Below are 15,570 nucleotides of genomic sequence, written 5' to 3' on the forward strand. Positions count from 1 at the left end.
ATGAAATATCGCATGGCTGGACTGACGAGTCCACTTTTCCATGCGCATAAACGCAAGCGGACAGTATATGGGGCGGGCTTTACGGGTCAACGCTTCGGACACTTCTGAATTATTCTGGACATTTACGGCGGCGGTGATGAGAGGTGTGGTGTCCAAAGTGAAGCGGAGTGTTAAGTTCCTCTTCTTGTGCCGGCCTGGTCGGATGTAGGGGCGATATGGTTCACGAGGAACCAGAAACCGTGACGGTTCGATCTCCTCCGGTAACCGCTCGCAGTGGAGTTGCGCCCGGCCCATTAATGGGGTGAAATGGCGCGCAGCCGTTCGGGGATGTGTCGGGGTGTCACCGTCGATGTCCGCTTGTGCGTGCGTCGGGCGGTACGTCACCTGTGATGACGCGGGGTCCGTGATGCTCGCTCTTGCGTAGACAGGCGCGCCCGTGTATTTCCGCACGCGCTCATGTGCGTTTTTCTATGAAAGTCCATCGGGGGATTGATCATGGGTCTGGCTGGTTTGCGCCCAGAATGCGCTGCTCCACAGGTTCTCGTACGGTCGGCGCCGCGTCCGCGCCTCGGGGATGGCCCCCGCGTTATGCCTCCCTGTTTCCCCGGCGGCTTTCCGGGTCGAGACCGAGTGGGAGTTTTCCGTCCCGCCGAGCAAGCCGTCACGGTCGGCAACGGGCCGCTTACCTACGCGCCCTGACGGCCCTACGTCCGGCCGATATCAACTACCACCGCGCCGTACGCGCGGCGAATCGCCACGGCTGTCAAGCGGCGTGGTCGGCCTGTGATTGGCAATGAGTTGTGCGCCCGTAATCGGATGGCGATGAGCGCTGTTCGATTGCGGCGGCATTCCGGCTTCCTATGGGCGTGTGAAAGGACAGGCAACCCATCATGGTGGCTTATCTCTTCCCGGGGCAGGGGTCCCAGAAAATCGGCATGGGCGCCGAGCTGTTTGACGATTTCAAAGAGCTGACGGACATCGCCGACGAGATACTGGGCTATTCGATCCGCGCGCTGTGTCTGGAGGGCCCGGACGAGCGCCTGAACAACACCCGGTTCACCCAGCCCGCCCTGTACGTCGTCAACGCGCTCAGCTACCTGCGGCTGCTGGCCGAGGGCAAGGCGCGCCCCGACTACGTCGCCGGACACAGCCTCGGCGAGTACAACGCGCTCCTGGCCGCCGAGTCCTTCGACTTCGCCACCGGCCTCAAGATGGTCAAGAAGCGCGGGGAGCTGATGGGCCAGGCGTACGGCGGCGGCATGGCCGCGGTGGGCGGCCTGGAGGAGAAGGAGGTCCACGACGTCCTGCGGGAGCACGGCTTCGACTCCATCTCCGTGGCCAACCTCAACTCGCCCTCGCAGATCGTCGTCTCCGGCCCGCGCGAGGACGTCGAGCGCGCCAAGGACGCCTTCCAGGCGGCGAACGTCCGCATGTACACCGTCCTCCAGGTCAGCGGCGCCTTCCACTCCCCGTACATGGAGCCCGCGCAGCGCGAGTTCGCCGCGTTCGTCGACGGGTTCGCCATCAAGGCCCCGACCATCCCCGTCATCGCCAACGTCACCGCGCGCCCGTACCGCGCCGACCGGGTCGCCGACACGCTCATCACCCAGATCTCCTCGACCGTCCGGTGGAGCGAGACCATTCGCTACCTGATGGGCAAGGGCGAGGAGGAGTTCCTCCAGGTCGGCCCGGGACACGTGCTGACCAGCCTGACCCGCAGCATCCGCCGCAACGCCGAGCCGCTGATCGTCACCGAGGAGCAGGAGGAGCGGGAGGCCCGGCAGTGGGTCGCCGCCACCGCCACCCCGGCCCGCACCCCGGCCCCCGCCCCGGCCGGGAGCGCCGCCCCCACGCCGGCGCCCACCCAGACCCCGGCCCGCATACCCGCGCCCGCCGCCGAGCGCGTACCGGTGCCCGCGCCGACCGCCGAGCGCGTACCCGCGCCCCAGCCCGCCGCCGCCCGCACGATCCTCGCCACCGACCTCGGCAGCGCCAGCTTCAAGCGCGAGTACGGCCTGCGCTACGCCTGCCTGACCGGCGGCATGTACCGCGGCATAGCCTCGCCCGAACTGGTCGTCGCCGTGGGCAAGGCCGGCATGCTCGGCTTCCTCGGCACCGCGGGCCAGCGGCCCGAGCGGGTCGACGACGACATCCGCTTCCTCAAGCGCCACCTGAGCGGCGGCGAGGCGTACGGCCTCAACCTCGTCCACGACCCGGGCCACCCCGAGCGTGAGGACGCCCTGGTCGACCTGTACCTGCGGCACGAGATCCGCACGGTCGAGGCGTCCGCCTTCATCGCCATGACCCCGGCCCTGATCCGCTACCGGCTGACCGGCCTGCGCCGGGACGCCGCCGGTCACGTCGTACCCCGCGGGCGCGTCATCGCCAAGGTCTCCCGCCCCGAGGTGGCCCGCGCCTTCCTCAGCCCCGCCCCGGCCCGCATCGTCGAGCAACTCCTCGCCCAGGGCCGCGTCACGGCGAACGAGGCCGAACTCGCCCGCGAGTTGCCCGTCGCCGACGACCTGTGCCTGGAGGCCGACTCCGGCGGCCACACCGACCAGGGCGTCGCGCTGGCCCTGATGCCCGCCATGCGCCGGCTGCGCGACGACATCACGGCCCAGCGCGGCTACCGGCAGCGGGTACGCCTCGGCGCCGCCGGCGGCATCGGCACCCCGGACGCCGCAGCGGCCTGCTTCCTGATGGGCGCCGACTTCCTGACCACCGGGTCGATCAACCAGTGCACCGTCGAAGCCGGCACCAGCGAGCAGGTCAAGGACCTCCTCCAGGACATCAACATCCAGGACACCGGCTACGCCCCCGCGGGCGACATGTTCGAGTACGGCGCCCGCGTGCAGGTACTCAAGCGCGGCGTGCTCTTCCCGGCCCGGGCCAACAAGCTCTACGAGCTGTACAAGCGCCACGACGCGCTGGAGCAGCTCGACGCGACCACCGCCGAGCAACTCCAGAGCCGGTACTTCAAGAAGAGCTTCGCCGAGGTCTACGCCGAGGTCCGCGCCCACCACCCGCAGCGGGAGATCGACAAGGCCGAGAAGGACCCCAAGCACAAGATGGCCCTGGTCTTCAAGTGGTACTTCGCCCACGCCACGCGGCAGGCCCTCAGCGGCTCCGACGAGGGCCGGGTCGACTTCCAGGTGCAGTGCGGCCCCGCGCTCGGCGCGTTCAACCAGTGGGTCAAGGGCACCGCCCTCGAAGACTGGCGCCGCCGGCACGTCGCGGACATCAACCAGCGCATCCTGGACGAGGCAGCCGCGCTCATGGGCCGAAGACTGGCCGCGGTGGGAACAGAGTAAATGGGCCACGAAACACTCCGCGTAGAGCGCCAGGGCCAGGTCTGCCGCGTGCGGTTCCACCGCCCCGAGCGCGACAACGCCATCAACGACGCGATGATCCGCGAACTCCACCAGGTGCTGGACGCCTGCGAACGGGACGGCAGCAGCCTCGTCGTCTTCGAGGGATCGGCCGAGGCGTTCTGCGTCGGCGCCGACTTCGGCGACTTCGCCCCGGGACCCGCGCCGGCCGCCACCGAGGAGCCGGCCGAGTACGACCCGGCGCCGCTGTACGACCTGTGGCTGCGCATGGCGACCGGCCCGTACATCACCCTCGCCCACGTCCGGGGCAAGACCAACGCCGGGGGAGTGGGCTTCGTCGCCGCCAGCGACGTCGTCATCGCCGACACCAGCGCCACCTTCAGCCTCTCGGAGCTGCTGTTCGGGCTCTACCCCGCGATGGTCATGCCGTTCCTGACCCGGCGCGTCGGCTTCCAGCGGGCCAACTACCTGACGCTGACGACCCGCGCGATCGACGCCGCCCAGGCCACCGAATGGGGGTTGGTCGACCGCTGCGCCGAACGCAGCGGGCCGCTCATCGCCCAACACCTCGGCCGGATGAGCAAGCTCTCCCCGGACGGCATCGCCCGCTACAAGCGCTACATGAGCACCGAGATCGCCCCGCTGCACCACCACCGCGAGGGCGCGATCGCCGCGAACCTGGAGATCTTCTCCGACCCGCGGAACCTCCAGCGCATCACGCGCTTCGTCGAAGACGGCATCTATCCCTGGGAACAGCGCGGCCCGCACGGCACCTCGCGCGCGGATGAGGGAGCAGCATGAGGATCACCTCCGACGGGACCGCCGCGCCGGCACAGCCGGTGGCGCGCGAGCACGACCTGCCCGCGACGCGGGCAGGCGACCCGAGAGCGCCGCACGGCCCGCGCCCCGGGCCGGGCGAGACCGGCGTGGGCGGTGGCGTACGGCTGCTGCGAACCACCGTCGAGCAGCTCGGCCCGCGACCGCTCACCGTCGAAAGGGCAGCCGCGTGACCCCGACCGCACCCACCCGGACCACCGCCCCCGGCACGTCCGTCGCCGTCACCGGCATCGGCGCCCGGCTGCCCGACGCCCGCGACCACCGCGAGTACATCGCCAACCTGCTGGCCGGCCACAGCTCCCCGACCGAGATCTCGCCGGAGCGCTGGGACGCCGCCGCGTTCTACTCCACCGACGTCACCGAGCCCGGCAAGACGGCCAGCAAGTGGTGCGCCCAGGTCGCCCACCCGTACGACTTCGACCACACCTTCTTCCGCGTCTCCCCGCGCGAGGCCGCCCTGATGGACCCCCAGCAGCGGCTGCTCCTGGAGGAGACCTGGCACTGCGTGGAGGACGCGGGCACGCCGCTGGCCGCGCTGCGCGCCGCGCGGACGGCCGTCTACGTCGGCGCGATGGCCCGCGACCACCTCCAGGAGGCGGCCAAGGACAGTGGGTCCGTACAGAGCCACTCCGCGCTCGGCGGGTACGACAGCCTCCTCGCCAACCGGCTCTCGCACACCCTGGGCCTGCGCGGGCCCAGCGTCTCCGTGGACGCCGCCTGCGCCGCCTCGCTGGTCACCGTGCACCTGGCGATCAACGCGCTGCTCGGCGACGAGGTCGACTTCGCCCTGGCCGGCGGCGTCAGCCTCAACCTCCACCCGTGGAAGTACATCTCCTTCTCCAAGGCCCGCATGCTCAGCCCCGGCGGGCTGTGCCGCACCTTCTCGCAGGACGCCGACGGGTACGTACCCGGCGACGGCGTGGGCATGGTGCTGCTGCGCCGGCTCGACGACGCGGTGCGCGACGGGGACCACATCTACGGCGTGCTGACCGGCAGCGCCGTCAACCACGGCGGCAGCCGGGCCACCATCACCGCCCCCACCGTCGAGTCCCAGCGCGAGGTCATCTCCGCCGCCCTGGCCCGCGCCGGCACCGACCCGCGCACCATCACCTACGTCGAGGCGCACGGCACCGGCACCTCGCTGGGCGACCCGATCGAGGTGGAGGCGCTGCGCCAGGTGTACGCGGCGGCCTCGACCGACGAGAACTGGTGCCGCGTCGGCTCCGTCAAGCCCAACATCGGGCACCTGGAGGCAGCCGCCGGCGTCGCCGGGCTCATCAAGGTGCTCATGATGATGGCCGAGCGCCGGGTGCCGCCCAGCATCCACATCAGCGCCCTGAACCCGCTGATCAAACTGGCCGGCAGCCCCTTCGAGATCACCCGGGAACCAGCCGACTGGCTGCCCCACGAGCCCGGCGCCGCCCTGCGCGCCGGCGTCAGCTCCTTCGGCATGGGCGGCGTCAACTCCCACCTGATCGTCGAGGAGTACACCGAGGGCACGGGCCCGGGCGCCGCGGGCTCACGGCCCGCCGGCAAGCGCCGCGCCCGCCCCTCCACCCGCTACCCCTTCCTGCTGTCCGCCCGCTCCCCGCACTCGCTCGACCTGCTGCTCGACCGCTGGCGCACGCTGACCGCCACCCCGGGCGCCGGGCTCGGCCCCGTCGCGGACGTCTGCCACACCCTCGCCGTCGGCCGGGAGCACGCCGCGACCCGGATCGGCGGCCTGGTCAGCGGAGAGCGGGACATCGCGGCGCTGGTCGCCAAGGCCGGCGAGCCCACCGCGGCGCCCGCCGACCGCACCTGGCGCCTGGCCGTGGGCGAACTGCGCCCGCCCGCCCGGCAGCGGCTGCGCGAGCTGCTGGCCACGCCGCCGTACGCGGAGGCCGCCGAGGAGTTCCGCGCCGGCTCCGACGACGCGCAGGCCGCGCTGCGCGCGCTGCGCCAGGGCGACCGTGGCGCGCGGTCGGCGACCGTGTTCGGGCTGCTGACGCTGCGGGTGCTGCTGGACCTCGGCCTCGCCCCCGAGAGTGTCACGGCGCACGGCGCCGGCGTGTGGCCGGCGCTGGCCGCCACGGGCGCGCTCGACTGGCCGGTCGCCGCGGAGTTCGTCCGCGGCAGGACGCCCGAGAGTGCCCCGCTGCGCGCCCCGCGCCTCCCCTTCACGGAGCCGCTGACCGGCCACACCTTCCCCACCCACCCGCTGGACGAGAGCTACCTCGCCGACCTCCTCGACGGCCTCGTCCTCAGCGGCGAGGAGACCGCCGCGGTGTGGGCCAAGGCCGGCCAACTGGTCGACGGACAGCACACCTTCCGCGGCCACCTGCGCGCCTGGAACCAGGAGTTGGAGTGGCGCGGCCGGCAGGACTGGCGGCTGCCGCTGGACAGCGCGGAGTGGACCACACCACCGGCCACCGCCACGACGCCCGCCGAGGTCTTCCGCGTCCTGGCCACCCAGCACGCCTTCGACCTCGTGGACCGCAAGTGGAGCCTGCCGCGCGACCCCATGGTGCGCGACCCGCGGGCCCGCGAGGTCCTCGACCTCCTCGCGGACGGCGTGCTCACCCGCGAGCACCTGCCGGCGCTGCTCGCCGACGGCGCCGACGGCCGGACCCAGGTCGCCGCCGACCTGCGGTCCCGCGCGGTACGGCCGGCGCCGGAGGGTGAGTACCCGATGTTGCGGGCCCGCGCCGGGATGTCGGCCACGCCGGACCAGTTGCGCGAGTGGGCCGGCACCGGGGCGCACGACAGCGCCGCCACGGCCGGGCCGCGGACCGCGACCCTGTGGATCGGCGAGCCCGGCACCACCGGGCCGGCGGACGTGGTGATCGACGGCGATCTCGCCCTCGCCGACATGCTGGCCGAGCCGCTGCTGCAGTTGTGGCGCGCGGGCGTCGACGTCGACTGGGGCCGGTACTTCGCCGGCACCCCGCGCCGCTCGCTGCCCCTGCCCACCACCGAGTTCGTCCGCACCACGCACCGCGCCCCGCAGCCCGCGCCCGCCCCGCGCCCCGCCACCCAGGCCCAGCCTGAGCCCGATCCCGCGCCCCAGTCCGCCCCAGCGCCCTCGGAGGCGGAACCGGCGGCCGACGCGCCAGCCCCGACCCCGGCACCCGTCCCGGCCCTGGCCGACGGGGACGTACGGGGCTTCGTGGAGGGCCTGTTGGCGGCCGGTCAGCACGCCAGGACGCTGCTCGACCGGTGGGCCGACGGAGCCCCCGCGCTGCTCCCCGGCCTCGACCCATCACCGGCCCCAGCGGCGACGTGGGCCCGGCCCGGCGCCACCGACGGGCACCAGGCCGCCGGCGTGGTCGGGGCGGACGGCGCGGTCGCGCCGGTCGACGGGCCGGCGGGCACGGTCCGCCGCCTTCACCCCCTGGTGCACGAGAACGTCTCGGACTTCCAGGAGGAGCGCTTCCGCACCTCCTGGACGGGCCACGAACTTCTCCTGCGCGACCACCTGTCCCACGGCCGTGCCGCCCTGCCGGACGCCGCGTGGATCGAGGCGGCCCGGGCGGCGGTCGCCCTCGCGCACGGCCGCGACGCCCAGCACCTCGGCGTCCGCCTGACGGACCTGACCTGGCACGAGAGCTACCGCCACGAGCCGGACACCGCGCGGCCGATCGACATCGCCCTCGTGCAGGGCCCGGACGGCCTGGTGGACTTCGACTGCTACCAGCGGCGAGCCGACGACGGCGAAGGCGCCGACGACGTCCGCCTGTTCTGCCAGGGGCAGGCGGCGCTCACCGCGCTGGCGGCCGAGCCCGACCGCGTGGACCTGCGCCGGTACACCGACGGCACGCAGCCGCACCGCTCGTCGGCCGACCTCGACGCCGCCCTGCGCAGCACCGGGCTCCACCAGGGCGCCGCCTACCAGGCGCTCAAGGCGGTCTGCCGCAGCGACGGCCACCTGGTGGCCGAGCTGAGCCTGCCCGCGGCGCCGCACCCGGCCGCCGGAGGGTTCGTCGCCCACCCGGTGCTGCTGACCGTGGCGCTCCAGGTGGCGGCGCTGTGGCCGGAGCCCGCGTGGCCCGCCGCCGTGGCGCCGGCCGCGATCGACGCGGTCACCTTCCACGGCGGCCACGCGGACGAGGTCTACGCGATCCTCACCGCCTCCGCCGCTCCCCAGGCCCTTGACCTCGACATGCGCGACAGGAACGGCCGGCTACTGGTCCGCCTGTCCGGTATCCGTTTCGCCCACAGAAATGAGGGGCCATGCTGACCAACCCGGACGTGACCATCCCGGACGACCTGCACCTGTTCACCGAGGACTGGCAGGAGGCACCCGCGACGGCGGCCTCGCCGGCGCCCCGGCACCGGTGCGCCCTCGTGCTGCTGTCCGACGAGCGGGAGCAGGAGCGGGTCCGGCGCGCGCTGGTCGCCGACCAGCCCGACCTCACCGTCGTCTGCGCCGCCCGAGGCGCCGGCTTCCGGCGGCTCGCCGCCGACCGGTACGAGGTCGGCGGCGACCTGGAGGCGGCGTACCGCGCGCTGCTGCGCAGCGCGGCCGACGACCACGGCCCGATCGACGTCATCGCGCACCTGTGGGCCACCGAGCCCGCCGGCCGGGACCTGCTGTGGCAGCCCGACCCGCTGCGCGCCCTGCTCCGGGTCGTCGCCGAGGAGGCCGGCCGGGACGGCCGCGCCCCGCGCCGCGTCGTCCTCGGCGGCGCCTTCGCCGACGGCGAGGAGCGCGGCGCCCTGGAGGCGTGGTGGGGCTTCGAGCGGTCGATCGGCCTCGTCGTGCCGGGCACCTCGCTCACCGTCCTGGGCCTGGACGAGGCCACCGGCGACAGCGCGGAACTGCCGAGCGTCCTGGCCGCCGAACTGGCCGCCGCCGAGCCGACCGGCGCCCTGCGCACCGGGGGCCGCCGCCTCGTCCAGCGGGTGCGCCCCGCCGCCCTGCGGCCGGGCCCCGACATGCTGCGCACCGGCGGCACGTACCTGATCACCGGCGGCGCCGGCGGCCTCGGCGCGATCTTCGGCGGCTGGCTCGCCCGCACCTACCAGGCGCGGCTCGTGCTCGTCGGCCGCCGCCCCGCCGACGACCCCGCGGTACGCGCCCGGCTGGCGGAGCTGACCTCGGCCGGCGCCGGGGCGACCTGGTACGGCCAGGCCGACGTGGCCGACGAGGCGGCCCTGACCACGGCGCTGCGCGCCGCGACGGAGCGCTTCGGCCGCGTCGACGGCGTGCTGCACGCCGCGGGCGTCGAGGCGCACGGCAGCATCGCCGACCGGGACGCGGCGACCTTCGCCCACGTCCTGGAGCCCAAGATCGCCGGCACCCGCGCGCTGGAGCGGGCCCTCGCCGGCCTGCCCCAGGCGCCCGACTTCGTGTGCTACTTCTCGTCCACCGCCGCCGTCCTCGGCGACTTCGGGAGCTGCGACTACGCGGTGGCGAACCGCTTCCAGGTCGGCTACGCCCGCCACCTGGCGCACCAAGACCCCGCCGGGCCCAGGCGGCTGGCCGTCAGTTGGCCGCTGTGGCGCAGCGACGGCATGAACCTGGCCGACGCCGACGCGGGCGACTTCTACCTGCGCTCCAGCGGACAGCGCTACCTGGAGCCGGCCGAGGGCACCGCCCTCTTCCGCCACCTCCTCGCGCAGCCCGAGGCGGCGTACCTGGCCATGGTCGGCCAGCGCGACCGCATCCACGCCACGCTGCGCGTCACCGCCGCCGCCGACCATGCCGACGCCGCCGACCATGCCGACGCCGCCGACCACGCCGGCGCGCCGGCCACGGCCCACGCCCAGGAGGCCGCGCGGGGGCGGGCCGGCGACGAGGGCGCCGACCTGGCCGACGCGTTGCGGCGGGACCTGAAGAGCGTGGTCAGCCAGATCATGATGCTGCCGGTCGAGAAGCTGGCCGGCGACGAGAACTTCCGGGACTTCGGCTTCGACTCCATCACGCTGGTGGAGTTCGCCGGCGTGCTCTCCGAGCGGCTGGGCCTCGACCTGACCCCCGACGTCTTCTTCAGTTACTCGACCCTGCACACGCTGCACGAGTTCCTGCTCACCCGGCACCACGCCCAACTGACCGACCACTACGACCTCGCGCCCGCCGCCGAGACCGTCGCGCCGCCCGCCCGCCCGGCCGCCGAGCCGACCCGGGAGCCGGCCCCGGCGTTCGCCGACGCGCCCCCGACGCCCACCCCCGAGGCGGCGCCCGTACGCACCGGCGCCAAGCTGCGCACCCGGCGTGGCGACGGAAGCCGCTTCGCCCCCGCCACGCCCCCGGCCGAGCCACACCCCACGCGAGTCGAGGCGGTCTCCCGGCCGGAGGTGGCCCCGCCGTCGCCCGGCCAGCAGGCCCAGCCGTACGAGCCCGTGGCCCAGCCCGCGCACCAGGCGGCCCCGTCGCGTCCCGCCCGCCGCGACGCCCAAGACCAGGCGGACCAGCGGGACGGCGTGACGCGACCGTCGGACCGGCGGGACGCCGCGCGGGACGCGGTCTCGCCCGACGAGCAGTTCGCCGTCATCGGCATGAGCGGGCGGTTCCCCGCCGCCCGTACCGTCGAGGAGTTCTGGAACCTGCTGGTCGAGGGCCGCAGCGTGACCGGTCCGATGCCGCGCGAGCGGCGCGAGTGGTGGGCCGACGACAAGCGGCGCTCCGTCGGCGCGATCCCCGGCATCGCCGAGTTCGACCCGCTGTTCTTCGAGATCGCGCCCAGCGAGGCGGCGGCCATGGACCCCCGGCAGCGCCTGCTGCTTGAGGAGATGTGGAGGGCCCTGGAGGACGCCGGCTGCGGGCGCGAGCAGTTGGCCGCCGAGCGCGTGGGCGTGTTCGTCGGCGCCGAGGAGGGCGACTACCGCTCCCTGGCCTTCGCCGAGGAGCGCATCACCTCCAACCACAACGCGGTGATGGCCGCGCGCCTGTCGTACTTCCTCAACCTGACCGGCCCCGGCATCGCGATCAACACCGCCTGCTCCTCCAGCCTGGTGGCCCTGCACGAGGCGTGCCTGAGCCTGCGGCACGGGGACTGCGACACCGCGATCGTGGCCGGCGCCAACCTGCTGACCACCCCCCGCGAGTACGACGCCATGGACGGCGCCGGCATGCTCTCCGCGCAGGGGATCTGCCGCGCCTTCGACAAGCGCGCGGACGGCATGGTGCCCTCCGAGGCCATCACCGTGGTCGTCCTCAAGCGCCGCCCGCACGCCGAGCGCGACGGCCACCGCGTCTACGCCAACATCCTGGCCAGCGGCGTCAACAACGACGGTCGGACCAACGGCATCACCGCCCCCAGCGGCAACGCCCAGGCCCGCCTGCTCCAGGAGGTCTACCAGCGCGCGGGCATCTCGCCGGACTCGCTGAGCCACCTGGTGAGCCACGGCACCGGCACCCGCCTCGGCGACCCCGTCGAGATCAACGCGCTGGCGGAGGCGTTCCGGCCGCACACCGCGCGCACCGGCTTCTGCGCCCTGACCTCGACCAAGCCCAACGTCGGCCACGCCCTGGCCGCGTCCGGGTTGGTCAGCCTCATCGGCCTGGTCGTCGGCATGCGCGAGGAGATCATCCCGCCGAGCATCAACTGCGAGGAGATCAGCGACTTCGTCAACTGGTCCGAGAGCCCCTTCTACATCAGCCGCGAGGCGCACGCCTGGCCCGAGCGGGCGGGGCAGCCGCGCCGCGCCGCGGTCAGCTCGTTCGGCTTCAGCGGCACCAACGCGCACGTCGTCATCGAGAGCCACGGCACCGCCCGCGACGAGGTGGCCCGCCTCGGCGACCAGCCCGCCGCGCCCTGGCACCTGCTGGTGTGCTCCGCCAAGACCGAGGCGGCGCTCTCCCGCCAACTCGCCAACCTGGCCGACCACCTGGCCGCGCTGCCCGCCGACGTCGGCCCCGGCGTCATGGCCTCGGTCAGCCACACCCTGCTCGCCGGCCGGCACCACTTCGCACGCCGCTGCGCCCTCGTCGTACGGGACCGCGCCGAGGCGGTCGCCGCGCTGCGCCGGGCGGCCGACGGGCACGACGGGCCCGAGGTGGTCCGCGGCACCGCGCCGCGCGACTTCACCCCGAGCGCCGCCGAGACCCGCGCGCTGCGCGAGCTGGCCACCGAGGCAGCCGGCGACCGGGGGCCCGGCCTGCTGACCGAACTGGCCCGGTCCTACTGCCAGGGCCACGAGCCGGCCGCGTTCGCCGGCCTGTGGGGTACGACCCCGCCGCGCCGCATGGGCCTGCCCAGCTACGCGTTCGAGCACGCCGAGTACTGGGTCTCCGCCCCGCCCGCCACCGCGACGGGCGCGCCCACCACCCACCTGCACCCGCTGGTGCACCGCAACGTCTCCGACGTCACCTGCCAGCGCTTCGCCTCGACCTTCAGCGGCCCGCGAGACGCGCACGGGCTGCTCTCCGACGGCACCGCGCAGATCGGAGCCCTCCTCGAACTGGCCCGAGCCGCCGTGGTGTTGGGCCTGGGCGGGGGAGCGCGGGCCGTCGCGCTGCACGAGGTGGCCTGGCACGCGCCGGTCACCGTCGCCGAAGGGGACGACGGCGCGGCACCCCTCGAACTGCGCGTGGACCTGCGGGACGCCGGCGAGGGCCGGGTCGACTGGGCGGTCTACGCCGGCGAGGGCGAGGACGCCTACCTGGTCTGCGACGGCGGGGCCGCCCCCGCCGCCACCCCGGCCGGCGACGACCGCCCCGCCGTGCTCGACCTGCCCGCGCTGCGCGCGCAGCCGGGCCGGGACCGGGTGCTGGTCGAACTGGACCCGGCGCCCCACACGTCGGAAGACGCCGAACTCGCTTTGGGGTCAGACCAGTTGGAAGCCTGCCTCGCTGCGGCCCGGCAGCGCATCGGCTGGGGCGCCGAGCAGGGCACGGTCACCGCCGCGGCCGAGGTCGCCTTCGCGGCCACGGCCCAGCCGCTGCGCTGGGCGCTGGTCACCCCGCGCGCGGACGGGCCCGCGGACGCCTGCTCGCTGACCGTGGAGCTGGCCACGGCCGACGGCACGGTGGCCGTCCGGCTGAGCGAGCTGACCCTGCGCCAGGAGCAGGCGCGCCCGCGCGCGGCGGCCACCGCCGCCCAGGCGCCCGGCGAAGGCCGCCGGCCGCGGATGCGCGGTTGGACCGTGCCGCAGTGCGTGGCCTGGGAGTTGGCCGACGCAGCGGGACAGGTGCTCGCCATCCCGGCGCAGGAACTGGACGCCGACGAGAACCTGGCCAACTACGGCATCGACTCCCTCAACATCGCCACGTTCGCCACCACGCTCAGCGGCCGGCTCGGCTTCACCCTCACCCCCGACCTGTTCTTCAGCCACCCCACCCTGGGGCGCTTGGCGAACTTCCTCCTCACCTCGCACGCCGAGCAGATGGCCGCCCGCTACCGCGAGGGCTCGTCGGCCGCCACGGCGCCTGCCGCGCCGGCCAGCGACGTCAAGCGCCGCTCGGACCGCTTCGCCGCCGCCGCGCCCGCGCGGGCCACGGCCGCCGGCGCCGCGGAGGAGCCCATCGCCATCGTCGGCATGAGCGGACGCTTCCCCGACGCGCGCACCATCGACGAACTGTGGTCGATCCTGACCGAGGGCCGCAGCGTCATCGGCGAGGCCCCGCAGGAGCGCGCCTCGTGGCACTCCACCGAGGAGTTGCCCGAGGGCCAGCAGCCGCCGAAGTTCGGCTCGGTGCCGGGCATCGCGGAGTTCGACCCGCTGTTCTTCGAGATCTCGCCGCGCGAGGCGGAGCTGATGGACCCGCGCCAGCGGCTGCTGCTCCAGGAGATGTGGCGGGCCCTGGAGGACGCCGGCTACGGCGAGCGGTCGGTGGCCGCGGGCAACGTCGGGGTCTTCGTCGGCGTCGAGGAGGGCGACTACCGCTACCTCGTCGACGACCAGGCCACCGTCACCTCCAACAGCAACGCCATCCTGGCCTCGCGCCTTGCCTACTTCCTCAACCTCTCCGGCCCCAGCATGGCCATCAACACCGCCTGCTCCTCCGGGCTGGTGGCGCTGCGCGAGGCGTGCCTGAGCCTGGCGTACGGGGACTGCGACACCGCCATCGTCGCCGGCGCCAGCCTCATGGCCTCCGACCACGACTTCGTCGCCATGGACAAGGCCAACATGCTCTCGCCCGACCGGACGTGTTACGCGTTCGACCAGCGGGCCAACGGCATGGTGCCCGGCGAGGCCGTCGCGGTGCTCGTACTGAAGAAGCAGCGCGCGGCCGAGCGCGACGGCAACCTCATCCACGCGACGATCCTCGGCAGCGGCATCAACTACGACGGCCGCACCAACGGCATCACCGCCCCCAGCGGCGAGGCCCAGACCCGCCTGCTGACGTCCCTCTACGACCGGCACCACATCTCGCCGGACACGCTGGAGTACGTGGTCAGCCACGGCACCGGCACCCGGCTCGGCGACCCGATCGAGACCAACGCGCTGGCCGAGGCGTTCCGCTCGCGCACCGACCGCACCGGCTTCTGCGCGCTGACCTCGATCAAGCCCAACATCGGGCACAGCATGGCCGCCTCCGGCCTGGTCAACCTCATCACTCTGGTGACGGCCATGCGCAAGGAGGCCATCCCGCCGAGCATCAACTGCGAGGAGCTCAGCGACTACATCGACTGGGACAACAGCCCCTTCTTCGTCAACCGCGAACCCCGCCCCTGGCCGGCGACGCCGGGCCAGCCCCGGCGCGGCGCCGTCAGCTCGTTCGGCATGAGCGGCACCAACGCCCACGTCGTCCTTCAGGCGTACGGCACCGAGCGCGAGGACGCCGCCGGTCGCACCGACCGCACCTTCCCGCAACACCACCTCCTCCTGGTCTCCGCCAAGACCGAGGAGGCGCTCAAGGAACGGCTGACCGACCTGGCCGACCACCTGGCGGCCCAACAGGCCGACGACGCCGGCTACCTCGCCTCGGTCAGCCGCACCCTGATGACCGGCCGGCACCACTTCGCGCTGCGCTGCGCCGTGGTCGTCCAGGACCGCGAGGACGCGGTCCGGCTGCTTCGTGAGGCGGCGGCCGGCGTGAAGATCCCCAACCTGGTGCGCGGCACGGTCAGCCGCGACTTCGCCCCCAACGCGACGATCGGCAAGCTGATCGAGGGCCTGGTGCGAGCCAGCCGCACGGTGTGGGGCGACAGCGAGCGGTACTCCGACCACCTCACCGCCCTGGCCGAGTTCTACTCCCAGGGTTACCCGCCGCACTTCGAGGGCCTGTGGGAGAGCCAGCCCCGGCTGACCAGCCTCCCCGGCTACCCCTTCGGCACGGAGCACTACTGGGCGTCCGCCGCCCCGGGCAGTGCCCTGGCCGTCGCCTCCCAGGACTCCCGCCTCCATCCGCTGGTGCACGAGCACACGTCGGACGGCAACGTCATCCACCGGTTCAGCTCGAAGTTCTCCGGCCGCGAAGCCTTTCTGAACGACCTGCTGATTCCCATCGAGAACACCACTCGCTGAGCAGCGGCAC

General features: G+C 73.8%; 5 protein-coding genes. All 5 read left to right on the forward strand.

The features are described from left to right. Nucleotides 1–890: 890 nt before the first annotated feature. From fabD to AC3CHW_RS31305, 5 genes are read left to right on the forward strand one after another with little or no spacing between them, the layout of a single operon-like run. Complete coding sequence (gene fabD, locus AC3CHW_RS31285; RefSeq protein WP_488468705.1) at nucleotides 891–3,311, forward strand: ACP S-malonyltransferase; 2,421 nt, start codon at nucleotides 891–893, stop codon at nucleotides 3,309–3,311. Continuing rightward, nucleotides 3,312–4,130 (forward strand): enoyl-CoA hydratase/isomerase, encoded by an 819-nt coding sequence (locus AC3CHW_RS31290; RefSeq protein WP_488468706.1) that lies wholly within the window; start codon nucleotides 3,312–3,314, stop codon nucleotides 4,128–4,130. It begins immediately after the preceding gene. Beyond that, nucleotides 4,127–4,339, forward strand: a complete 213-nt coding sequence (locus AC3CHW_RS31295) for a hypothetical protein (RefSeq protein ID WP_488468707.1) — start codon at nucleotides 4,127–4,129, stop codon at nucleotides 4,337–4,339. Before AC3CHW_RS31290 ends, AC3CHW_RS31295 begins: the two co-directional genes overlap by 4 nt. Next, the gene (locus AC3CHW_RS31300) at nucleotides 4,336–8,385 is read left to right on the forward strand and encodes a beta-ketoacyl synthase N-terminal-like domain-containing protein (protein WP_488468708.1); all 4,050 of its coding nucleotides are present in this window, start codon (nucleotides 4,336–4,338) and stop codon (nucleotides 8,383–8,385) included. The genes AC3CHW_RS31295 and AC3CHW_RS31300 overlap by 4 nt, the downstream gene beginning before the upstream one ends. Then, nucleotides 8,379–15,560, forward strand: coding sequence for an SDR family NAD(P)-dependent oxidoreductase (locus AC3CHW_RS31305; RefSeq protein ID WP_488468709.1), 7,182 nt, complete (start codon nucleotides 8,379–8,381; stop codon nucleotides 15,558–15,560). The genes AC3CHW_RS31300 and AC3CHW_RS31305 overlap by 7 nt, the downstream gene beginning before the upstream one ends. Nucleotides 15,561–15,570 lie beyond the last annotated feature (10 nt).

This window comes from Streptomyces sp. MGP-BFMKR1 (genome assembly GCF_057766585.1).